The organism is Nocardioides sp. PD653-B2 (assembly GCF_002117935.1).
Classification (GTDB): Bacteria; Actinomycetota; Actinomycetes; order Propionibacteriales; family Nocardioidaceae; genus Nocardioides.
The window spans coordinates 13,565-35,681 of sequence record NZ_BDJE01000030.1 but is presented as its reverse complement, the minus strand read 5'-3'; the positions used below and the strand labels follow the sequence as shown (position 1 = coordinate 35,681).

General features: G+C 71.9%; 20 protein-coding genes and 1 riboswitch. Of the genes, 12 read left to right on the top strand and 8 right to left on the bottom strand.

Annotation, left to right across the window (positions count from 1 at the left end; genetic code table 11):
- Positions 1-6: 6 nt before the first annotated feature.
- From PD653B2_RS13615 to PD653B2_RS13605, 3 genes are read right to left on the bottom strand one after another with little or no spacing between them, the layout of a single operon-like run.
- Positions 7-1,536 (bottom strand): precorrin-2 C(20)-methyltransferase, encoded by a 1,530-nt coding sequence (locus tag PD653B2_RS13615; protein ID WP_085872930.1) that lies wholly within the window; start codon positions 1,534-1,536, stop codon positions 7-9.
- Positions 1,533-2,198, bottom strand: coding sequence for a precorrin-8X methylmutase (locus PD653B2_RS13610; protein WP_085872929.1), 666 nt, complete (start codon positions 2,196-2,198; stop codon positions 1,533-1,535). Before PD653B2_RS13610 ends, PD653B2_RS13615 begins: the two co-directional genes overlap by 4 nt.
- Positions 2,195-3,004: a nitrite reductase gene (locus PD653B2_RS13605; RefSeq protein ID WP_085872928.1), complete on the bottom strand. Its 810-nt coding sequence runs from the start codon at positions 3,002-3,004 to the stop codon at positions 2,195-2,197. Before PD653B2_RS13605 ends, PD653B2_RS13610 begins: the two co-directional genes overlap by 4 nt.
- A 51-nt stretch (positions 3,005-3,055) precedes the next feature.
- A riboswitch (cobalamin riboswitch) is annotated at positions 3,056-3,252 on the bottom strand.
- A 100-nt stretch (positions 3,253-3,352) separates the two neighbouring features.
- Between PD653B2_RS13605 and PD653B2_RS13600 the strand changes: the two genes are divergently transcribed.
- Together PD653B2_RS13600 and PD653B2_RS13595 are read left to right on the top strand one after the other, a co-directional pair.
- Complete coding sequence (locus PD653B2_RS13600) at positions 3,353-3,931, top strand: hypothetical protein (RefSeq protein ID WP_085872927.1); 579 nt, start codon at positions 3,353-3,355, stop codon at positions 3,929-3,931.
- Positions 3,928-4,710, top strand: coding sequence for a spermidine synthase (locus PD653B2_RS13595; RefSeq protein WP_085872926.1), 783 nt, complete (start codon positions 3,928-3,930; stop codon positions 4,708-4,710). The genes PD653B2_RS13600 and PD653B2_RS13595 overlap by 4 nt, the downstream gene beginning before the upstream one ends.
- Before the next feature lie 78 nt (positions 4,711-4,788).
- On the opposite strand, the gene PD653B2_RS13590 is transcribed toward PD653B2_RS13595, so the two are convergent.
- Both PD653B2_RS13590 and PD653B2_RS13585 read right to left on the bottom strand, forming a co-directional pair.
- A complete protein-coding gene (locus tag PD653B2_RS13590) occupies positions 4,789-5,901 on the bottom strand; it encodes an acyl-CoA dehydrogenase family protein (protein WP_085872925.1) in 1,113 nt (370 codons plus the stop codon).
- 9 nt (positions 5,902-5,910) lie between these two features.
- Positions 5,911-7,101 (bottom strand): acyl-CoA dehydrogenase family protein, encoded by a 1,191-nt coding sequence (locus PD653B2_RS13585; protein WP_085872924.1) that lies wholly within the window; start codon positions 7,099-7,101, stop codon positions 5,911-5,913.
- Positions 7,102-7,233: 132 nt separating this feature from the next.
- On the opposite strand from PD653B2_RS13585, the gene PD653B2_RS13580 reads away from it, so the two are divergent.
- The 4 genes from PD653B2_RS13580 (at position 7,234) to PD653B2_RS13565 (ending at position 10,643) form a co-directional block, all read left to right on the top strand.
- Positions 7,234-8,427, top strand: coding sequence for a Rieske 2Fe-2S domain-containing protein (locus PD653B2_RS13580; protein ID WP_085872923.1), 1,194 nt, complete (start codon positions 7,234-7,236; stop codon positions 8,425-8,427).
- A 3-nt stretch (positions 8,428-8,430) separates the two neighbouring features.
- Positions 8,431-8,724 (top strand): hypothetical protein, encoded by a 294-nt coding sequence (locus PD653B2_RS13575; RefSeq protein WP_085872922.1) that lies wholly within the window; start codon positions 8,431-8,433, stop codon positions 8,722-8,724.
- 5 nt (positions 8,725-8,729) lie between these two features.
- Positions 8,730-9,839 carry a ferredoxin--NADP reductase gene (locus PD653B2_RS13570; protein ID WP_085872921.1) on the top strand — a complete coding sequence of 370 codons (1,110 nt, stop codon included), beginning with the start codon at positions 8,730-8,732 and terminating at the stop codon, positions 9,837-9,839.
- Between the two features lie 171 nt (positions 9,840-10,010).
- The gene (locus tag PD653B2_RS13565) at positions 10,011-10,643 is read left to right on the top strand and encodes a hypothetical protein (protein ID WP_085872920.1); all 633 of its coding nucleotides are present in this window, start codon (positions 10,011-10,013) and stop codon (positions 10,641-10,643) included.
- A gap of 27 nt (positions 10,644-10,670) precedes the next feature.
- Here PD653B2_RS13565 and PD653B2_RS13560 read toward each other — a convergent pair whose 3' ends face one another.
- Complete coding sequence (locus PD653B2_RS13560) at positions 10,671-11,345, bottom strand: MBL fold metallo-hydrolase (RefSeq protein ID WP_085872919.1); 675 nt, start codon at positions 11,343-11,345, stop codon at positions 10,671-10,673.
- Positions 11,346-11,347: 2 nt separating this feature from the next.
- Positions 11,348-12,055 carry a maleylpyruvate isomerase family mycothiol-dependent enzyme gene (locus PD653B2_RS13555; RefSeq protein WP_165763468.1) on the bottom strand — a complete coding sequence of 236 codons (708 nt, stop codon included), beginning with the start codon at positions 12,053-12,055 and terminating at the stop codon, positions 11,348-11,350.
- A 144-nt stretch (positions 12,056-12,199) separates the two neighbouring features.
- On the opposite strand from PD653B2_RS13555, the gene uvrA reads away from it, so the two are divergent.
- Together uvrA and PD653B2_RS13545 are read left to right on the top strand one after the other, a co-directional pair.
- Positions 12,200-15,280, top strand: a complete 3,081-nt coding sequence (gene uvrA / locus PD653B2_RS13550) for an excinuclease ABC subunit UvrA (protein ID WP_085872917.1) — start codon at positions 12,200-12,202, stop codon at positions 15,278-15,280.
- A gap of 103 nt (positions 15,281-15,383) precedes the next feature.
- On the top strand, positions 15,384-15,806 hold the full coding sequence (locus PD653B2_RS13545) for a Rieske (2Fe-2S) protein (protein ID WP_242665279.1): 423 nt from the start codon (positions 15,384-15,386) through the stop codon (positions 15,804-15,806).
- A gap of 9 nt (positions 15,807-15,815) precedes the next feature.
- Here the strand turns inward: PD653B2_RS13545 and PD653B2_RS13540 are convergent, their stop codons facing one another.
- Entirely contained in the window at positions 15,816-17,111 is a 1,296-nt protein-coding gene (locus PD653B2_RS13540; protein WP_242665278.1) for a pyridine nucleotide-disulfide oxidoreductase, read from the bottom strand.
- A 79-nt stretch (positions 17,112-17,190) separates the two neighbouring features.
- Here PD653B2_RS13540 and uvrC point away from each other — a divergent pair, with 79 nt between their 5' ends.
- From uvrC to whiA, 4 genes are read left to right on the top strand one after another with little or no spacing between them, the layout of a single operon-like run.
- On the top strand, positions 17,191-19,194 hold the full coding sequence (gene uvrC, locus PD653B2_RS13535) for an excinuclease ABC subunit UvrC (protein WP_085872915.1): 2,004 nt from the start codon (positions 17,191-17,193) through the stop codon (positions 19,192-19,194).
- A 1-nt stretch (position 19,195) separates the two neighbouring features.
- Positions 19,196-20,065: an RNase adapter RapZ gene (rapZ, locus tag PD653B2_RS13530; RefSeq protein WP_085872914.1), complete on the top strand. Its 870-nt coding sequence runs from the start codon at positions 19,196-19,198 to the stop codon at positions 20,063-20,065.
- 7 nt (positions 20,066-20,072) lie between these two features.
- Positions 20,073-21,071: a gluconeogenesis factor YvcK family protein gene (locus PD653B2_RS13525; protein WP_085872913.1), complete on the top strand. Its 999-nt coding sequence runs from the start codon at positions 20,073-20,075 to the stop codon at positions 21,069-21,071.
- Positions 21,072-21,093: 22 nt separating this feature from the next.
- Complete coding sequence (gene whiA, locus PD653B2_RS13520) at positions 21,094-22,080, top strand: DNA-binding protein WhiA (RefSeq protein WP_085872912.1); 987 nt, start codon at positions 21,094-21,096, stop codon at positions 22,078-22,080.
- The last annotated feature ends 37 nt before the right edge of the window (positions 22,081-22,117 follow it).

Sequence of the window (22,117 nt, the reverse complement as noted above, 5' to 3'; positions counted from 1 at the left end):
TCGTGGTCAGCCCACCGACCGCGGCGTCCACACCGCGCCGGTGGGGCTGACCCGGGTGCTCGACGCCCCCACGATCAGCAGGCACTTCATGTCGATCGCCCCGGCGTCCAGCTCGGCCAGCGTCGTGACGGTCAGCGACTCCTCCGCCCGCCCGACGTCGCGGCCGACGACGACCGCGGTGTCGGCGCAGCGGTGCTCGAGCAGCAGCTTCTGGGCCCGCACCACCTGCTCGGTGCGCGAGCGTGACGCCGGGTTGTAGATCGCGAGCACCAGGTCGGCCTGGGCGATCGCGACGAGCCGCTTCTCGACCACCGACCACGGCTTGAGCCGGTCGGAGAGGCTGATCACCGCGAAGTCCGCGCCGATCGGCGCACCGGCCCTGGCCGCGACCGCCTGCACGGCGCTCACCCCGGGGAGCACCCGCACCGCGACCCCGGCGTACGCCGGGTCCTCGGCCGCCTCGAAGACCGCCGCCGCCATCCCGAACACCCCGGCGTCGCCGCCGGACACGACGGCGACCCGCTCGCCCCGCAGCGCCAGCCCGAGCGCGAGCCGGGCCCGGTCCAGCTCGACGCTGTTGCCCGACGCGTGCCGGGTCAGCCCGGCCCGCTGCGGGACCCGGTTGACGTACGGCGCGTAGCCCACGACGTGATCCACCTCGGCCAGCGCGGCCGTCACCTCCGGCGTCACCCACTCCTCCGGCCCGGGCCCGAGACCGACCACCAGCAGCTCGCAGGGTTGCGGTTTGGTCCCAAACCGCAGGTTTTCAGCCGGAAATGTTGCGGTTTGGGACCAAACCGTAGACCGACGGTCGCGGCCGGCCGTGTCACCAGGCACGACGATCAGCGAGAAGTACGGCACCGTCGCGGGGTCGACGTCGGCGACCGGAAGCCAGCGCTCGGCCGGCATGGAGGCCCGCTCGACGTAGACCGCGTGCTCCAGCCGGCCGGCGGCCTCGAGCGCCCGTCGGACGGCGGGGAAGGTGCGGCCGAGCTTCATGATGATCGCGCCGTCCGTGTCCGCGAGCCGGCGCGCGAGCTCGGGCTCGGGCAGGGTGCCGGGCAGGATCGTCAGCACGTCGGTCTGGCGCACCAACGGCGACGCCACCGTCGCGGCCGCGGCCGCGAAGGCCGGCACCCCCGCCACCACCTCGGTGACGAACCGCTCCGAGAGCCGGTCGTGCATGTACATGTAGGACCCGTAGAAGAGCGGGTCGCCCTCGGCCAGGAGCACGACCGTCCGCCCCGCCGCGAGGTGTACGGCGAGCCGCTCCGCCGACTCCTCGTAGAAGTCGACCATCGCGCCGGCGTAGCCGCCCGGGTGCGAGGTCGTCCCGGTGGTGACCGGGTAGCGCAGCTCCTCCTCGACGGCTCCCGCGGGGATCAACGAGGCCGCGATGCGGCGGGCGTTCGACTGCTTGCCGACGCCTGAGTGGTAGGCCACGACGTCCGCGGCCGCGATCAGCCGAGCCGCCTTCAGGGTCACCAGCTCCGGGTCCCCGGGCCCGACGCCGACGCCGTAGAACCGCCCGGTCACTCCTGCTCCTGGGCGAGCGCGTTGACGGCGGACGACGCCATCGCGGAGCCGCCGCGACGCCCGCGCACGGTGACGAACGGGACGTCGATGCCGTGGTCCTCGGCGAACGACGCCAGCGCCGCCTTGGACTCGGCGGCACCGATGAAGCCCACCGGGCAGCCGATGATCGCGGCCGGCCTCGGGGCTCCGTCGACGAGCATCTCGAGCAGGTGGAAGAGCGCGGTCGGGGCGTTGCCGATCGCGACCACGGCGCCGTCGAGGTGGGGCGCCCACAGCGAGACGGCGGCCGCCGTCCGGGTCGTCCCCCATGCCCGGGCCAGCTCGGGGACTCGTTCGTCGGTGAGGAAGCAGTGCACGTCGTTGCCCGCCGGGAGCCGACCGGCGGTGACACCCGTGGCGACCATCCGGGCGTCGGCGAGGATCGGCGCGCCGGTCATCAGCGCGGCCCGCGCGGACCCGACGAGCAGGGGGTGCACGACGAGGTCGTCGACGAGATCCACCTGGCCGGAGCCGTGGATCATCCGGACGGCGAGCTTCTCGGCGTCGGCCGGCACCCGGTCGAGCCGCGCCTCCCGTCGGATGGTCGCGAACGAGTCGACGTAGATCGCCGGACCGTCGTCTTCGTAGGCGTAGCGACGCGGGGGCCGCTGCGGCGTCGTCATCGGGTCACCAGGACGCCGCGCCACGGGGTGACCAGGATGGCGTCCGCGACCGAGGCCGGGTCGACCACGCCGTCCGGCGCCTCGACGTGGGTGCCGCCGGCGACGGCGCCGTACGGCAGCGGTGGCGCGCTGACGTGCGCGCGCGGGTCCGGTGGCACCGGGTCGACGAGCGGCGCCGGCAGCTCGGCGACGTGCCAGGGTGCCTCCGGCCCCTCACCTCGTACGTCGAGGAAGCGGCGGGCCAGCTCGACCAGGGCCTCGGCAGCGTCGGCCAGCGGCACCAGCGTCCCCCACGACGGGCCGACCCGCAGCTGCGCGCGGCCGTCGTCGAGCGCGACCAGCCCGAGATCGCAGGACCGTTCGGCGAGGTCGCCGCGACCGTCGTCCAGCACGAAGAGGAACCGCCCCGGCAGCGCGGCCAGCGCCGGGTCCGCACACACGAGCCGGTCCAGGGCGACCACCACCGGCCGCAGGTCGGTCCGGCCGCCGGCGAGGCCGGTCAGCGGAGACGCCATCACGTTGCGCACCAGCTCGTGGGACCGCGACGGCAGCAGCCCGGTCGCCTCGATGGCGTCGACCACGGCGGGGGAGACGTCGCCGAGGCCGCGCAGCTGGAGGTTGGCCCGGCCCGTCAGGTGCACGTCGCCGTCGCCGTACTCACGAGCGACCTCGACCAGCGCGGCCAACGACCCAGCGGGCAGCTGGCCGCCCGGCACGCGCAGCCGGACGAGGTGGCCGTCCTCGGCGGGCCACGGGCGGAGGACGCCCGGGCACAGGTCACGACGGGTTCGGGTGGTGGTCGACACGAGGTCCTCCGCGGTCAGGGGCTCGTGCGCGGAGCCCGCGGGACCCGACGACCGTTGTCGTCGGAGCCAGCAGGTCTTCGGACTCGGGTTCGACCGGCACGGGACGCCTTCCCGGATCAGCGATCCAGTGGCTGTCGAGGTCGCCCCCGGCGTGTCCCGCCCGTCACCCATACCGCTGCGCGTCAGTCCCGGACTCTCACCGGGTTCCCTGACCACCGAGGTGGTTCGACTGGCGGGACGAACGCTACCAAGGCTCCGTGACCTCGGACCCTGCCCCCGGCCGGGCCCGGCTGCGAGGATGGCGACCCGCCCGGTGGCCGCCGGGCCCGACGACGGGAGCACACGGCGATGAGGAGACTGGCTGCCCTGGTCCTGCCCGCCCTGCTGGCGTGGGCGGCGCTCCCCGCGGCGGCTGCGCCCGCCGACCCGCTGGTGCAGGTCAGCGACCCGACCGGTGACGTCCACGTGTACGCCGGTGTCCACCACCTGTCCGGCAGGCAGTTGCGCAGCATCGACGTCAGCGACGTCACGCTCACGCCCGTCGGCGACGACGGCTCGGTGCGCCTGAGCGTGACGGTCGCGCGGCTCACGGGCAGCAAGCGGTTCGACCAGCTGGTGCTCGTCGAGCTCCTCCCGCCCGCCGGCAGCGGCCAGGGGTGGCACGCGTCGATCGGCTTCAGCCCTCAGCACCACGACTGGGCCTACGCCGATCGCTACCTCGACGACGAGGGCCACTACCGCGGCTGCGAGCCGCTGCAGTCCAGGTCCAGACGCGGCACGACCGTCCAGCTCGACGTTCCGGCGCGGTGCGTCCCGCCCCAGCCCACCACGATCCGGGTCGACACCTACACCGGCCTGTTCCGCACCGACGCCAGCCCGTCGTCCCACGACCGTGTCCGGGTCCCCGGCAGCTACGACCTACGGTGAGCGCGGCCGAGATCGTCCCCGGCGACCGGCCGGGCAGCTTCGTCCTCCGGATGTCCGGGATGAGCCAGTCGCACGTCGACCTCGACGACCCGACGCGGATCGAGTTCGAGTACGTACGCCGGCTCGCCGACGTCGTCGACGCGTGGGGGAGGCCGGGCGACCCCGTGCGCGTCGTGCACATCGGCGGCGCCGCCATGACGCTGCCGAGGTACGTCGCCACGCGGCGCCCGCGCTCGCCCCAGATCGTGCTCGAGCCCGCTGCCGACGTCACCGAGCGGGTCCGCGTCGAGCTGCCGCTGCCGCGGCAGAGCGGGATCAAGGTCCGTCCGGTCGACGGCCGCTCCGGCGTCGCCGCCCTGAGGGACGCTCACGCCGAGCTGGTCGTGCTCGACGCGTTCGACGACGCCCGGGTGCCCCCGGAGCTGGTGACCACCGAGTTCTTCGCCGAGGTGGCGAGAGTGCTCGAGCCGGCCGGGCTCCTGGTGCTGAACCTCACCGACCGGGCGCCGTTCGGGTGGACCCGGCGGGTCGTCGCCGCGGTCCGCACGTCGTTCCCCGAGCTGCTGCTCACGGCGGAGCCGGCCACGCTGCGTGCCCGGCGGCTGGGCAACCTGGTCGTGGTCGCGTCCCGCGCCGAGGTGCCGCTGGCGGCGCTGCGGACGCGGGCGACGAGCAGCGCGGCGCCCTATCGGGTCCTCGACCTCGCCCAGGTCAGCGACGGTTTCGGCGGTGGCACGCCCTTCACCGACGCGGACACGCAGCCGTCGCCCGCGCCCTGAGGTCTGCCGGCGCGGCGCGATCCGGCCGACGAACGCTCGGTGGTCGAGGACCGAGCGCCGGCGAGCGTGTCGAGACCCCTAGGCCGGCTCAGCCGCCAGGATGCGACCGACGTTCAGCGCCTGCTCGGTGCTGCCTCCGTGCAGGAACTCGAAGCGCTTGGCGCTCGTGAAGTAGCGGTGCGCCTCGCCGTCGAGGTCGATGCCGACCCCGCCGTGCACGTGCACGGTCGTGTGGGCGAGCCGGTGGCCGGCGTCGGCCGCCCACAGCTTGGCGATCGCGATCTCGCTGTCGGCGGGCAGCCCCTCCTGGACGCGCCAGGCGGCCTGCCAGAGCGCGAGCCGCTGCGCGAGCACGTCGATGAAGCCGTCGGCCAGCCGCTGCGAGACGGCCTGGAAGGTGCCGATCGGCCGGCCGAACTGCTCACGGGTCTTGGCGTACGTCGAGGTCAGCTTCAGCGCGCCCTCGGTGATGCCGAGCTGCTCGGCGGAGGCGGCGAGCACGAGGAGCTGGCGCAGCCGGTCGTCGGCCACGCCGTCGGTCTCACCCACGAGCCGGTCGGCGGGGATCTCGGCGGCGTCGAGGTCGAGCCGGGCCACACCGTCCCCGTCGGAGAACGTCTGCGCGACGACGGTGACGCCCGGGTCGCCGGGCTGGACGAGGAAGACCCCGACACCCGACGGGGTCTCGGCCGGCACCAGGAAGGCATCGGCGTACGGCCCGGCCGGGACGATCGCCTTGCTGCCGGTGATCCGGTACGACGAGCCGTCGGGCGTGGCCGCCGTCGTGGGCCGCTCGGGCGAGAAGGCGCGCTCCTCGGCCACGGCGGCCGTCAGCACGGTGGCACCCGAGGCGGCGCCCGGCAGCCACTGCCGCTGCTGGGCGTCGGAGCCGAGCTCGGCGATCAGGCGCGACGCGGGGCCGTGCGCGGCCAGGGGGACGGGCGCGACCTTGCGGCCGACCTCGACCAGCACCCGGCAGAGCTCGATGATGCCGAGGCCGGCGCCGCCGTGCTCCTCCGGCAGCGCGAGCCCGAGCAGGCCGGCGGTGCCGAGCTCGGCCCAGAGGTCGCGGTCGAAACGGTCACCCTCGGCCTCGACGGCCTTGAGCCGCTCGTTGGTGGCGCGGTCCTTCAGGATCCCGGCGGCCAGCTCGGCGGCCTCGTCCTGCTCCTGCGTGAAACGGAAGTCCATGACTGCTCCTCAGTTCCTCTTCGCGGCGGGGAGGCCGAGGGCGACGTAGCCGATGATGTCGCGCTGGATCTCGTTGGTGCCGCCCCCGAAGGTCATCACCAGGGCGGAGCGGTGGAAGCGCTCCAGGCGGCCCGCGAGCACGGCGCCCTCGGAGTCGCTGGTGATGCCGGCGTTCGGCCCGACGATCTCCATCAGCGAGCGGTAGACCTCGGTGGCCAGCTCGGAGCCGTAGATCTTGGTCGCGGAGGCCTCGGCGGGGGACAGGTCGACCCCGGCGTCGGCGTCGGCCGCGAGCTTCCAGTTGATGAGGGCGAGCGCGGTGGTGCGGGCGTGTGCCCGGCCGAGCGCGATCTGCACCCACTCGGAGTCGATCACCCGGTGGCCGTCGGGGTTCTTGGTCTCCTGCGCCCAGCGCCGGACCAGGTCGATCGAGTAGGTCAGCGGTGCGGCCGAGGTGAGCGCGACCCGCTCGTGGTTGAGCTGGTTGGTCATCAGCGACCAGCCGCCGTTGAGCTCGCCGACCAGGTTGGCCGCCGGCACCCGCACGTCCTCGTAGTACGTCGCGCTGGTGCTCACGCCGGCAACGGTGTGCACCGGCGTGTAGGAGAAGCCGGGGGAGTCGGCCGGCACCAGGATCATCGACAGGCCCTTGTGGCGGGGCAGGTCGGGGTCGGTGCGGCAGGCCAGCCAGATCCAGTCGGCGTACTGGATGAGGGAGGTCCACATCTTCTGGCCGTTGATGACCCACTCGTCGCCCTCGCGGACGGCCCGGGTCCGAAGCGACGCGAGGTCGGTGCCGGAGTCGGGCTCCGAGTAGCCGATCGAGAAGTGCAGGTCGCCGGCGAGGATCCGCGGGAGGAAGTACTCCTTCTGCTCGTCGGTGCCGTAGCGCATGATCGTCGGCCCCACCGTGTTGAGCGTCAGGTAGGGGATCGGCACGCCGGCCACCGCGGCGGCGTCGGTGAAGATCAGCTGGTCGACCATCGAGCGAGCCTGGCCGCCGTACTCCTCCGGCCAGCCGATGCCGAGCCAGCCGTCGGTGCCGAGCTGCCGGATCACCGACTTGTAGACCAGGTCGTCGCCGAACTCGCCGGTCGCGGAGGCCAGGCCGGCTCTCACCTCGGGGGTGACGAGGGTGGCGAAGTACTCGCGCAGCTCCTCCCGCAGGCTCAGCTGATCGGGAGTGAGGGCGATGTGCATGGGCTTCCTGCTCTCCTGAAGTGGCGCTGCCACGAACGGGGTTCGCGCACGATCTAGGGGGTGCGGTGGTGTCGGCTCCCCAAAAACTATAACCTGTTCTTGTTTTGGTCCAGATCGAGCTGGAGGCCGGCCATGAGTGACGTTGCAACCGACAGGGCCACGAAGGTCAGAGCCCTCGACCACGGCACGCCCCCGGAGCGCTTCGCGCGCGGCTGGCACTGCCTGGGTCTCAAGGAGAGCTTCGCGGACGGCAAGCCTCACGGCATCGACGCGTTCGGCGGCAAGCTCGTCGTCTGGCAGGACACCCGGGGCGACATCAACGTCCTCGACGGCTACTGCCGGCACATGGGCGGCGACCTCACCCAGGGCTCGGTCAAGGGCGACGAGGTCGCGTGCCCCTTCCACGACTGGCGCTGGGGCGGCGACGGCAAGTGCAAGGCGATCCCGTACGCGCGCCGGGTGCCGCTGCGGGCCCGCACCCAGAGGTATCCCGTCGTGATCCGCAACGACCAGGTGCTGGTCTGGCACGACACCGAGGGCTCCGCGCCCGACCTGGACATCCTCCCGCCCGAGCTGCCGGGCGTCGGCACCGACGAGTACACCGACTGGACCTGGGCCGTCGAGCCGATCGTCGGCTCCCACTGCCGTGAGCTCATCGACAACGTCGTCGACATGGCGCACTTCTACTACGTGCACTTCTCGTTCCCGACGAGCTTCCGCAACGTCTTCGAGGGCACCGTCGCCACGCAGTACATGGAGTCGAAGGGCCGGCCCGACAAGACCGGCGGGTACGGCGACGCCGAGATGTTCCTCAAGTCCGAGGCGACCTACTTCGGACCGGCGTACATGATCAACTGGCTCCAGGTCGACTACAAGGGCTTCGAGACCGAGGTGATCCTGATCAACTGCCACCTCCCGACCGGGCCCGACTCGTTCACGCTGCAGTACGGCATCACGGTCAAGAAGCCCGAGGGGATCGACGACGAGACCGCGCAGTACATCTCGAAGAAGTACGCCGAGATGTTCGGCGGCGGCTTCCTCCAGGACGTGCACATCTGGAAGAACAAGGTGCCGGTGCAGAACCCGCTCCTCTGCGAGGAGGACGGGCCCGTCTACCAGCTCCGCCGCTGGTACGAGCAGTTCTACACGGACCAGGCCGACGTCGACCCGGAGATGACCAACCGCTTCGAGTTCGAGGTCGACACCACGAAGGCGAACGAGTACTGGCACGAGGAGGTCGCGGAGAACCTCGCCCGGAAGGCGGTCGAGGACGAGGCGGCCGAGTCGGTCGACGCGGGCTCGCCCCCGATCATGACGGGCACCTGACAGGTGGCCTCCTTCGTCCCCACCAGCTCGGACACGCTGGAGGACCAGCGCCTCTACACCCGGGCCCGGCTGGTCGACGTCGCCTGTCTCGACTGCCTGGCCACTGTCGGCGTCAAGAAGAACAGCGAGCACCACACGTCCATCCAGTGGTCCGCCGAGGCGCGCGGTCAGTGCCCGGAGTTCGCCCGCCGTACCGACGGCCGTGCCGTGAAGTACGGTTGCCCGCGGATGATCGCCAGCGTCGAGGCGGCGGTACGCGATGGACGGGTCCCGATCGGCGCCGAGGACGGGTACTGACACGAATGGACGACTCCTTCGAGCTCCGCGTCGCGGAGGTGGTCGAGGAGACCGCTGACGCCCACTCGGTGTCCTTCGCGGTCCCGGACGACCTGGCGGAGCGCTTCGCCTACAAGCCGGGCCAGTTCCTGACGCTCGCCGTCCCGAGCGACCGGACCGGCGTCGCCGCCCGCTGCTACTCCTTGTCGAGCAGCCCCGGCGGCGGGCGCCTGCTCACCATCACCGTGAAGCGGACCGCCGACGGCTACGCGTCGAACTGGATCTGCGACCACCTCCGCCAGGGCGACACGATGCGGGTGCTGCCGCCGAGCGGCATCTTCACGCCGGCGTCGCTGAGCGCGGACCTGCTGCTCTTCGCGGGCGGCAGCGGGATCACCCCGGTCATCTCGATCACCCGGACGGCGCTCCAGCAGGGCACCGGCAAGATCGTGCTCTTCTACGCCAACCGCGACGAGCGGTCGGTGATCTTCGCCGAGGAGCTCGCCGAGATGGCCCGCGCGCACCCCGACCGGCTGGTCGTCGTGCACTGGCTCGAGTCCGTGCAGGGGCTGCCCAGCCAGGACCAGATGAAGGCCTTCGCGTCGACGTTCACGTCCTACGACGCGTTCGTGTGCGGGCCGGCGCCGTTCATGAAGATCACGGTGGCCGCGCTCAAGGAGCTGGAGTTCCCACGCGAGCGGCGGCACCAGGAGCGGTTCATCTCGCTGGGCGGCAACCCGTTCGGCGACCTGCACGACCAGGAGGTCGCCGAGCACGAGATCGAGGACGCCGAGACCGACCCCGACGACGTCGTGGACGAGGCGGCCGCGGCCGCCCCGGACGATGTGGGCCCGCAGGGCCCGGTCAAGCTCGAGGTCGAGCTCGACGGCCAGGACTACACGTTCGACGACTGGGCGCCGGGCACCAAGCTGCTCGACCACCTGGAGTCGAAGGGCGTCAAGGCGCCGTACTCCTGCCGTGAGGGGGAGTGCTCGGCGTGCGCGATCCGCCTGCTGCAGGGTGAGGTCGAGATGCTGCACAACGACGTCCTGGACGCGGAGGACCTGGCGGAGGGCATCCGGCTCGGCTGCCAGTCGATCCCCGTGACCGACACCGTGAAGGTCACCTACCACTGACCTCCGGTCTAGCCCACGCGCATCGAATGGGCAATGTGATGACTGCCATCGATGACTCGCGGGTAACTTCCCGTCCTCCATGAAGGGCGACACGTGAACTCCGGCCGGCAGCTCCCAGTCCTCCGCTGAGGGGCTCGGCCACCGGGTTCGGACGGAAATGAGGGATGAGCCATGCTTCTCGGTCTGTGCTTGATCACCGTGACCTGCCTCGGGTGGGCCATTGCCGCCACCGCCACGCGACCTGCTGACCATGCCACCCGACGGCGCGACCTCGACCGCCGTTTCCGTCAGCTGCGGCAGCACCCGGACCGGGTCAACCGGCTCGACGTGGAGAACCTGCTGCTCGCCGACTCGATCCCGGCCGCCACCGTCGAGCGCGTCACGCGCCACGCCGACAGTCGTCGGATCGGTGCCCGCACGATGTGGCGCTGGGCCGACCGGTACGGCACCGACAAGGTGGTCCTGGTGATCGACGCCGACCTGGCCGAGGACACGCTCCTCGACCACCTCGACGCCGGCACGGCTCCGGACTGGCAGTCGCTCTACGTCTTCGCGAGCCTCAGCCAGGACACGCTCCCGGCGGGCATGCCGCGCGACGAGCTTCTCGATCTCGACGCCGTCCCGGCGTACGCCGACCTGACCCTGGCCGACCTCGACGACTGGGAGACCAGCACCGTCGAGCCTGGCGAGCTGCGGCGCTTCGAGTCGCTGCCGCCGATCGCGGACCCCGGCCTCACGCCGTTCTCCCCGATCGACGCGAGCAACCCGGACGACGACCACGACGACTGGCCGTCCGCCGCCTGATCGGGCCCGACCACGAGCCGACGGCGGCTACCAGCCGCGCTCGCGCCACTCGCCGAGCGACGGGCGCTCGGCGCCGATCGTCGAGTCGTCCCCGTGCCCGGGGTAGAACCAGGTGTCGTCGGGGAGCCGCTGGAAGACCTTGGTCTCGACGTCGCTGATCAGCTGGAGGAACGCGCCCTCGTCGCCGAAGGTGTTCCCCACGCCGCCCGGGAAGAGCGAGTCGCCGGTGAAGAGGTGCGGGTGGCCGTCGGGGTCGTCGTACAGGAGGGCGATCGAGCCGGGGGTGTGACCCGCGATCGCGATCACCTCGAGGGTGCAGTCGCCGACCGCGACGGTGTCGCCCTGGGCGAGCGTCCGGGTGACCGGTACGCCGGTCTGCTCGGTGATGTCCGCCGCGTCCGGAGCGCCGGCCACGACCTCGGCGCCGGTCGCCGCCACCACGGCGGCGAGCGCACGGTGGTGGTCCCAGTGCCGGTGGGTCGTCGCGACGGCGCTGAGGCCGGCGTCGCCGATGAGCGGGAGCAGGGTGTCGGGCTCGGCGGCCGCGTCGACCAGCACCTGGTCGCCGGTGTGCTGGCACCGCAGGAGGTAGCAGTTGTTGGACATCTGGGGGTCGACGGCGACCTTGGTGATCGTCAGGTGCGCCAGCTCGCGCACGTCGGGCGGACCGCCCGGCTTCACCCGTCCGGTGTACTCGCTCATCGTCACCACGTTCCGATCTGCGGCAGGGCGCCGCTGTCGCTGGTCAGTCCTTCGCCGGTCCCGCGCCCGGTGAGCCACCAACCGAGCTCGGCGCCGGTGCCCGAGACGGTCGGGCCGCCCGCGCCGAACGGCCAGGTGCGCCGGAGGTCGGTGGCCCGGACCGTGAACGGCTCGGACGAGGGGTCCCGGTGGGCCATCGCGTCGAGCAGCAACACCACGAACTCCGGCGACCAGCTGCGGCAGTCGTAGCCGGCGGCCAGGTCGGCGTGGTGGATCTCCACCTCGCGCAACCGCATGGCGGGCACGTCGCCGACGGTGAAGGTGCGGCCGCCGGGGACCCGGTCGACGGTGGTGTCCCACTGGTCCTCGGGCACGGCGGCGAACGCGGCCGCGAGGTCGGTGCACGCGCCCAGCAGTCGGGTGCGGATCGCCGAGGGCCCCTGCGCGGCCAGCGCGGCGATGTCGCCGTCCCGAGCCTCCTGGGACGCATACATCGGCACCCGCTCGCCCTCGACGATCCCGCCGAGCGCGCCGGCGAGCCCCTCGGCGTTGAGCGTGAGGTGCGCGAGCACGTGGCCGCGGGTCCAGTCGGGGAGGCCGCTCGGTGCGCCGTACTCGTCGTCGGCGAGGCCGTCGGCGGTCCGGACCAGCCGGCGGGTCGCCTCCGCGAGGAGCTCCTCGGCGATGGCCTGGCTCTTCTGCTCGGACATGGGCCCCATCCTGCCGGATCGGCCGCGACCGGAGGACTGTCGGTGGCCCGTGAGATCGTGGGAACACCGGCGCACGTGTGCTCGTTGTGCCTGTTTCGGGTCGGTTAGAGTAGCGAACACATGTTCGAAGACGAGGGGTTAGCAGTGGCGGATCAGCTCATCATCCGGGGAGCGCGCGAGCACAACCTCAAGGATGTCTCGATCGACCTGCCCCGGGACTCCCTGATCGTCTTCACGGGCCTCTCCGGGTCCGGCAAGTCGTCGCTCGCGTTCGACACGATCTTCGCCGAGGGCCAGCGCCGCTACGTCGAGTCGCTGTCGGCGTACGCCCGCCAGTTCCTGGGCCAGATGGACAAGCCCGACGTCGACTTCATCGAGGGCCTGTCGCCCGCGGTCTCCATCGACCAGAAGTCCACCTCCAAGAACCCGCGCTCGACCGTCGGCACGATCACCGAGGTCTACGACTACCTGCGCCTGCTCTACGCGCGCGCCGGTCGGCCGCATTGCCCGACCTGCGGCGCGCCGATCGAGCGGCAGACGCCCCAGCAGATCGTCGACAAGATCCTGTCGCTCGAGGAGGGCCGCCGGTTCCAGGTCCTGGCGCCGGTGATCCGGGGTCGCAAGGGCGAGTACGTCGAGCTCTTCAAGCAGCTCCAGACCCAGGGTTTCTCCCGCGCTCGCGTAGACGGCGAGACCTACTCGCTCGACGCCGTGCTCACGGACGGGCCGAAGCTCGACAAGCAGAAGAAGCACACGATCGAGGTCGTGGTCGACCGGCTCGCGGTCAAGGACTCCTCGAAGCGGCGGCTCACCGACTCGGTCGAGACCGCGCTGCAGCTCGCCGGCGGCCTGGTGCTCTTCGACTTCGTCGACCTCGACGCGAAGGACCCGGGCCGGGAGCTGCGGTTCAGCGAGAAGATGGCGTGCCCCAACGAGCACCCGATCGACACCGACGAGCTCGAGCCGCGGTCGTTCTCGTTCAACTCGCCGTTCGGCGCGTGCCCGGCCTGCCACGGCCTCGGCACCCGGATGGAGGTCGACCCCGAGCTGGTCGTGCCCAACCCGCAGGCGACGCTCGGCGAGGGCGCGATCCAGCCGTGGAGCCAGGCCCACGTGGCCGACTACTTCCTGCGGCTGATGGGGGCGCTGGGCGACGAGCTCGGCTTCGACCTCAACACCCCGTGGCAAGACCTCACCACCAAGCAGCAGAACTCCATCCTCGACGGCCACTCCACCAAGGTGCACGTCGTCACCCGCAACCGCTACGGCCGGCAGCGGGCCTACTACGCCGAGTTCGAGGGCGTGCGGCCCTACATCGAGCGGCGGCACCGCGAGGCCGAGTCCGACACCAGTCGCGACCGCTTCGAGGGGTTCATGCGGGAGGTGCCCTGCCCGACCTGTGGTGGCAGCCGGCTCAAGCCGGTGTCGATGTCGGTCACCCTCGGCGGCTCTCTCCAAGACGGCGGCAAGAACATCGCCGAGGTCTGCCGGATGCCGATCAACGAGACCGCCGACTACCTGCGCAACCTCGATCTCACCGCGCGCGAGCGCCAGATCGGCGAGCGGGTGCTCAAGGAGATCCAGGAGCGGCTCAACTTCCTGCTCGACGTCGGCCTCGACTACCTCTCGTTGGACCGGCCGTCGGGCTCCCTGTCGGGTGGTGAGGCGCAGCGGATCCGCCTGGCCACCCAGATCGGAGCCGGCCTGGTCGGCGTCCTCTACGTCCTCGACGAGCCGTCGATCGGTCTCCACCAGCGCGACAACCACCGCCTGATCGAGACCCTGGTCCGGCTCAAGGACCTCGGCAACACCCTGATCGTCGTCGAGCACGACGAGGACACCATCCGGGTCGCCGACTGGGTCGTCGACATCGGGCCCGGCGCCGGCGAGCACGGCGGCCAGGTCGTCCACAGCGGCAGCGTCGAGGGCCTGCTCGCCCACCCCGACTCGATGACCGGCCAGTACCTCTCCGGTCGCCGCGAGATCCCGGTCCCCGCCGTACGACGCCCACGCACGACCGGCCGCGAGCTGACCGTGCACGGCGCCCGCGAGCACAACCTGCGCGACGTCGACGTGTCGTTCCCGCTGGGGCTGTTCGTCGCCGTGACCGGCGTCTCCGGCTCGGGCAAGTCGACGCTCGTCAACGACATCCTCTACACGTCGCTGGCCAAGCAGATCTACAACGCCCGCGCGGTGCCCGGACGACACCAGAAGATCACCGGTCTCGAGCACGTCGACAAGGTGATCCACGTCGACCAGTCACCGATCGGCCGCACCCCGCGGTCCAACCCGGCGACCTACACCGGCGTCTTCGACCACGTCCGCAAGCTCTTCGCCGCGACGCCCGAGGCGAAGATGCGCGGCTACCTCCAGGGCCGCTTCTCCTTCAACGTCAAGGGCGGCCGGTGCGAGGCGTGCTCCGGCGACGGCACGATCAAGATCGAGATGAACTTCCTGCCGGACGTCTACGTCCCGTGCGAGGTCTGCCACGGGGCCCGTTACAACCGCGAGACGCTCGAGGTGCACTACAAGGGCAAGACCATCGCCGAGGTCCTCGACATGCCGATCGAGGAGGCCGCCGACTTCTTCGCCGCGGTGCCCGCGATCGCCCGGCACATGAAGACCCTGGTCGAGGTCGGTCTCGGCTACGTCCGGCTCGGCCAGCCGGCGACCACGCTGTCCGGCGGCGAGGCGCAGCGCGTCAAGCTGTCCTCGGAGCTGCAGAAGCGGTCCACCGGGCGCACGGTCTACGTGCTCGACGAGCCCACCACCGGCCTCCACTTCGAGGACATCCGCAAGCTGCTGCTGGTCCTCGGCCGCCTGGTCGACCAGGGCAACTCGGTGCTGGTGATCGAGCACAACCTCGACGTCATCAAGACCGCCGACTGGCTGGTCGACATGGGTCCCGAGGGCGGTTCGCGCGGCGGCATGGTGGTGGCCGAGGGCACGCCCGAGGCGGTGGCGGCCAACCCGGAGAGCTACACCGGCCAGTTCCTCGCGCCGCTGCTCGAGGGCCGCGCCGCCAAGCAGCCCACCCGCAAGGTCGCCCCCCCGAAGGCGCCGACCCCGCCGCCGACCACCAAGGCGGCCAAGAAGGCCGCCGAGAAGGCGGTCGCGAAGAAGGCGGCGGCCAAGAAGACGGCGGCCAAGAAGACAGCCGCGAAGAAGACGGCGGCCAAGGAGACGGCGGTCAAGAAGACGGCAGCCAAGCGCCAGGCGAGCTAGCCCACCGGAGTTCTCATGGAACTCTCATGCTCCGGCACCGGATCTGACAGCTTCCCTGTCTAGGGTGAAAGTTCAACGACTGCACGTCGAGAGGATGACGACCGTGACCACCGATGGACTGACCCGACGACACGCCCTGACCGGAGCTGCCGTCGTGGGGGTGGGGCTTCCGCTGCTCGCTGCCTGCGGCGGGGGCGACGGTTCGACCGCCATCGACGGTGGGTCGACGCCCAGCGCGGGCGAGACCCTCGGGCCCGCGTCCGACGTACCCGTCGGCGGCGGCACCGTCTACGCCGATCAGAAGCTCGTCGTGACCCAGCCGACCAACGGCGAGTTCAAGGCCTTCTCGGCGGTCTGCACCCATCAGGGCTGCCTGGTCGCGAACGTCGACGGCGGCACCATCAACTGCACCTGCCACGGCAGCGCGTTCTCCATCGAGGACGGGTCCGTCCAGGGCGGGCCGGCGCCGACCGCGCTCGCCGAGGTCGCCGTGACGGTCAAGGACGGCGAGATCACCACCGCCTGAGCCCGTGACTCAGCTCCCGCGGGCGGGGGACAGGCACTCGTCACGCCACCGCACGTCGCGCGGCGAGTGCCGGCGGTCGAGCCGCTCGTCGAGCAGCGACCGCGCCTCGTCGAGCCGACCGGCGCGCAGCAGCGCCGCGATCCGGGCCTCCTCGACGATCTCGCGCTGAGCATCGGAGCCCCCCAGCCGCCAGGTCGCGTCCCGGAGCACCTTCAGCGCGTCGGCCGCCGTCGAGCAGCGCCCGGCCGCCAGCTGCCCGAGCGCCTGCGCCAGCGGTGCGACGACCTCGCGCTGGGCCGGGTTGCGGTGGGCCGCGGCCCAGGAGCCCAGACGGTCGAGCCCGCTCGCGTCGCCGAGGGCCAGCAGGGCGACGGCGGCGTGCATGCCGAGGAACGGCGTCGCCGGCCGCTCGAGGGTCCCGCGGCCGGCGACGGCGGCGACCTCGGCGATGTCCGGCACGTCGGTCGCGCCGGGCGTCAGGGCCCAGCGGACCAGGAGCGAGCCGCTGTCGACGAGGGCGCGACAGCCGAGGCCGTGCTCGGGCCTCAGCTGAGCCTCGTAGCGGCGCCGGACCGCGTCCAGGTCGCCGAGCGACAGCTCGTGCAGCGCGGCGTGCCAGGAGAAGTGGCTGAGGCTCTCGATCGACGCGCCGTCGCCCTCCACCCAGCCGTCCATCCAGGCCAGGCCGGCATGGTGGTCGCCGGTCTCGTAGTGCGCGTGCGCCCGTGCGTGCGCCGAGTGCCCGGCGCCGGGCTCCTCGGCCAGCGACCGGCAGGAGAGCTCCATCGCCTCGTCGAAACGGCGCTGCTCCTGGCGGACGAACGCCAGCAGTCCGGTGAACCACCAGTCGTCCCCGTACGCCGGGGCGGCGCTCTCGACGATGCGCCACGCCTCCTCGGGGACCTCGGTCACGCCGGCGAAGGCGATGGTCGGGACCGCCGTCGAGAGCAGCACGGCGTCGCGCGGGTAGGCGGCGAGGTGGCGCACCAGCGGCCGGGAGTCACCGCGCAGGTGGGCGGCCACGGCCTGGATGTGGCTGCGCTCGCGGGCCGTCGCGCGCGAGGAGTGCAGCACGGCGTCGCGCATCCGGGCCCGGACGTCGACGGGGGCGCACAGCTCGTGGCCCAGGAGAGCGAGGGTGGCGTGGCCGAGCGCGAAGGTCGGGTCGAGGGTGATGGACGCGGCGACGGCGCGCTCGGAGCCGGCCCGGAGCCGGAGCAGGTCGCCCGCGCCGCGGTTGAACGCGGCGGCGGCCTCCGCGTTGCACGAGAGCGCGTAGCCGTAGAGATCGCGACAGACCACCATGAAAGTAGAGTAATCCACCAGACAAACAAGGTCACGGTCCGCGCCGGCCCGTGTCCCCGGCGGCCCGTAGGGTTGTGGCGTGCCTCCCGCTCGTCCGTCCCGCACCTCCCGAGGCCCGCTCTCGTACCGTCCCGAGCCCGGCACGATCCCCACCCAGCCGGGGGTCTACCGGTTCCGCGACCCGAAGGGCCGGGTCATCTACGTCGGCAAGGCGAAGAGCCTGCGGCCCCGGTTGTCGTCGTACTTCCAGGACATCGGCAACCTCCACCCCCGCACGGCGACGATGGTGACCGCGGCGGCGAGCGTCGAGTGGACGGTGGTGAAGACCGAGGTCGAGGCGCTCCAGCTGGAGTACTCCTGGATCAAGGAGTTCGACCCGCGGTTCAACGTCAAGTACCGCGACGACAAGTCGTACCCCTGGCTGGCGGTCACCGTCGGCGAGGAGTTCCCGCGGGTGATGGTCGGGCGCGGCGCCAAGCGCAAGGGCACCCGCTACTTCGGGCCCTACGGGCACGCCTGGGCGATCCGCGAGACGGTCGACATCCTGCTCCGCGTGTTCCCGATGCGGTCCTGCAGCAACGGTGTCTTCAAGCGGTCCGCGCAGATCGGCCGGCCGTGCCTGCTCGGTTACATCGACAAGTGCTCGGCGCCGTGCGTGGGCAACGTCAGCGCCGAGGAGCACCGCCAGATCGTCGACGACTTCTGCGACTTCATGGCCGGCCACACCAACGCGTTCGTCCGGCGCATCGAGAAGGAGATGTACGCCGCGTCCGACGCGCTCGACTTCGAGAAGGCAGCGCGGCTGCGTGACGACCTCGGCGCCCTGCACAAGGCGCTCGAGAAGCAGGCCGTGGTGCTGGGCGACGGCGCCGACGTCGACGTGATCGCCTTCGCCGAGGACCCGCTCGAGGTCGCGGTGCAGATCTTCTACGTCCGCGGCGGGCGGATCCGCGGTCAGCGTGGCTGGGTGGCCGACCGCGTCGACGAGGGCGGCACCGCCGAGCTGGTCGACGACTTCCTCCTCCAGCTCTACGCCGGCACGGACGCCGACGCCGCCGACGCGATCCCGCGCGAGATCCTGGTCCCCGCCGTGCCGCCCGACGTGGCGACCTACGAACAGCTCCTCGGCGGCCTGCGCGGCACCAAGGTGTCCATCCGGGTGCCGCAGCGCGGGCCCAAGCTGGCGCTCCAGGAGACCGTCGCCCAGAACGCCGCCCAGTCACTGGCGCTGCACAAGACGAAGCGGGCGAGCGACCTGACCACGCGCAACCGGGCGCTCGAGGAGATCCAGGACGCGCTCGACCTCGACGAGGTGCCGCTGCGGATCGAGTGCTACGACGTCTCCAACCTCCAGGGCACCGAGGTCGTCGCGTCGATGGTGGTCTTCGAGGACGGCCTGGCCCGCAAGAGCGAGTACCGCCGGTTCGTGATCCGCGGCGTCGACGGCCAGAACGACGTGGCGTCGATGCACGAGGTGATCACCCGACGCTTCCGCCGGCTCCTCGACGAGCAGGCTTCCAGCAGCGAGGTGACCACGGAGAACGGGCCGATGCTGGTCGACCCCGAGACCGGGCGAGCGCGCAAGTTCGCCTACGCGCCGGGCCTGGTCGTGGTCGACGGCGGGCCACCCCAGGTCGCGGCCGCGCAGCGTGCGCTGACCGAGCTGGGCATCGTCGACATCCCGGTCTGCGGGCTGGCGAAGCGGCTGGAGGAGGTCTGGCTGCCCGACCAGGAGGACCCGGTCATCCTGCCGCGGTCGAGCGAGGGCCTCTACCTGCTCCAGCGGATCCGCGACGAGGCCCACCGCTTCGCGATCACCCACCACCGCTCGCGGCGCTCCAAGTCGATGGTGGAGAGCCTCCTCGACGACGTGCCCGGTCTGGGTGAGGTGCGCCGCAAGACCCTGCTCAAGTACTTCGGCTCGCTGAAGAAGCTGCGGCTCGCGGAGGTCGACGAGATCGCCCAGGTCCCCGGGATCGGGCCGCAGACAGCGGCGGCGATCAAGGAAGCCGTCGCCCAGCGGTCCGCGACCAGCAAGACTGTGAGCGTCAACACCGCCACGGGCGAGATCGAGGAGTCCTGACATGGGCGCGGAGCAGCACGGCGAGCTGGTGGTCGTCACCGGCATGACCGGTGCCGGCCGGAGCACGGCGGCGAAGGAGCTCGAGGACCTCGGCTACTACGTCGTCGACAACATGCCGCCGAGCGTGCTCCGCGAGGTGGTCCGGCTGGTCGACGAGAGCCGGGGCATCGAGCAGCCGATCGCGGTCGTGGTCGACGTCCGGTCCGGGTCGTTCTTCCAGTCCCTGCAGGAGAACCTCGCCCTGGGAGCGACCGGTCGACATGCCACTCTCGTCTTCCTCGACGCCACCGACGACGTGCTCGTGCGCCGCCAGGAGGCGGCCCGGCGCCCACACCCGCTGCAGGGCAGCGGCCGGCTCCTCGACGGCCTGATCCGTGAACGCGAGGTCCTCGCCGACCTGCGCAGCGACGCCGACCTCGTCATCGACACGACGTCCCTCAACGTGCACGAGCTCACCGACCGGATCGCCGAGGCGTTCGGCACGCCCGACTCCACGCGGCTCCGGGTCACCGTGACGAGCTTCGGCTTCAAGTACGGCATCCCGGTCGATGCCGACTTCGTCGCCGACATGCGCTTCCTGCCCAACCCGTTCTGGATCCCCGCGCTCCGGGCCCACACGGGTCGCGACCCCGACGTCGCGGACTACGTCATGAGCCAGCCGGGTGCCGCGGAGTTCCTCGACGGCTACGTGCCCGTGCTCGCGGGCGTCGCGGCCGGCTACCTCCGTGAGGGCAAGCGGTTCATGACGGTCGCGATCGGCTGCACCGGCGGCAAGCACCGCAGCGTGGCGATGTCGGAGGAGATCGCGCGCCGGCTCTCGACCGCCGGCTACGTCACCAGCGCCACCCACCGCGACCTCGGGCGCGAGTGATGCCCGCATGACCCAGGACCGTGCCCACGAGCGGGCCCAGGAACGGGCCCAGTCGGTCGTCGCGTTCGGCGGTGGTCACGGGCTCGCGGCCTCGCTCCAGGCGCTGCGCCTGCTCGTCGACGACCTGGTGATCGACGACCTCACCGCCGTGGTCACCGTCGCCGACAACGGGGGCTCGTCGGGTCGCCTCCGCTCGGAGTTCGGTGTCCTCCCACCCGGTGACCTGCGGATGGCGCTGGCCGCGCTGTGCGGCGACAACCAGTGGGGTGACACCTGGGCGCGCGTGCTCCAGCACCGGTTCGCGGGCCAGGGCGAGATGAACGGCCACGTGATCGGCAACCTCCTCATCGTCGGGCTCTGGGAGCAGCTCGGCGACCCCGTGGCCGCCCTCGACTGGGTGGGTCGGCTGCTCGGCACCTCCGGCCGCGTTCTGCCGATGGCGCTCACGCCGCTCGACATCACCGCTGAGGTGCGCGGCATCGATCCCGGTGATCGCGACACCCTGACCACGGTCCGCGGTCAGGTCGAGGTGGCCACCACGGACGGCGTGATCTCGACGATCGCGCTCGACCCGCCGGACCCGAAGCCGTGCCCCGAGGCCATCGATGCGGTGCACGCCGCCGACTGGGTGGTGCTCGGCCCCGGTTCGTGGTTCACCTCGGTGATCCCGCACCTGATGGTGCCCGCGCTGCGTGAGGCGATCGTCACGAGCGATGCCCGGGTGGTCGTCGTGCTCAACCTCGACGAGCAGGCGGGGGAGACCCACGGCTTCGAGGCGGCCGACCACCTCGCGGTGCTGGCCGAGCACGCCCCGGAGCTACGTGTGCACGCCGTCCTCGCCGATTCCCGCAGCGTCCGCGAGGGGCTGGCCGACCTCGAGCACCTCGTCCGGGCGACCGGCGCCAGGCTCGTCGTCACCGACGTCGGAGCCGACGACGGGAGCCCCCGGCACGACCCCGTGAAGCTCGCCGCGGCGTACGCCGGGATCATGTCCGACGGTGATTGACTCGCGTGAAAGGATCGGCCCCATGGCGATGACGGCACAGGTGAAAGCGGAGCTGTCGAGCACCCAGATCACGAAGACGTGTTGCCGCAAGGCCGAGGTGGCGTCGATGCTGCGCTTCGCCGGCGGGCTCCACATCGTGAGCGGGCGGATCGTCGTCGAGGCGGAGTTCGACACGGGTGCGGCGGCCCGCCGCCTCCGCACCAACATCGCCGAGGTCTACGGCCACCAGTCGGACGTCGTGATGGTGCAGGGCAACGGCATCCGCAAGGGCAGCCGCTACATCGTGCGCGTCGTCAAGGACGGCGAGGCCCTGGCCCGTCAGACCGGCCTGCTCGACCAGCGCGGCCGGCCCGTGCGGGGCCTCCCGCCGGCCGTCGTGTCCGGCGGTGGCTGCGACGCCGTCGCGGCCTGGCGCGGCGCGTTCCTGGCCCACGGCTCGCTCACCGAGCCCGGCCGTTCGTCGGCCCTCGAGGTCACCTGCCCCGGCCCGGAAGCGGCCCTGGCACTCGTCGGCGTGGCCCGCCGTCTCGGCATCCACGCCAAGGCCCGCGAGGTCCGTGGCGTCGACCGGGTCGTCATCCGCGACGGCGACGCGATCGGCCAGCTGCTCACCCGGCTCGGCGCCCACGAGTCGCTGATGGCCTGGGAGGAGCGCCGGATGCGCCGCGAGGTCCGGGCCACCGCGAACCGCCTGGCCAACTTCGACGACGCCAACCTGCGCCGCTCCGCCCGTGCGGCCGTCGCCGCCGGTGCACGCGTCGACCGGGCGATGGAGATCCTCGGCGACGAGGTGCCCGACCACCTCAAGATGGCCGGCGAGCTCCGGCTCGAGCACAAGCAGGCCTCCCTCGAGGAGCTCGGCCAGCTGCACGACCCGGTGCTGACCAAGGACGCGATCGCGGGTCGGATCCGCAGGCTGCTGGCGATGGCCGACAAGCGCGCCGAGGAGCTGGGCATCCCCGACACCGAGGCCTCGCTGACGCCGGAGATGCTCGCCGAGGATGCCTGAGCAGCTGCGTGAGGGGAACGAGCACGCAGCGTGGGCG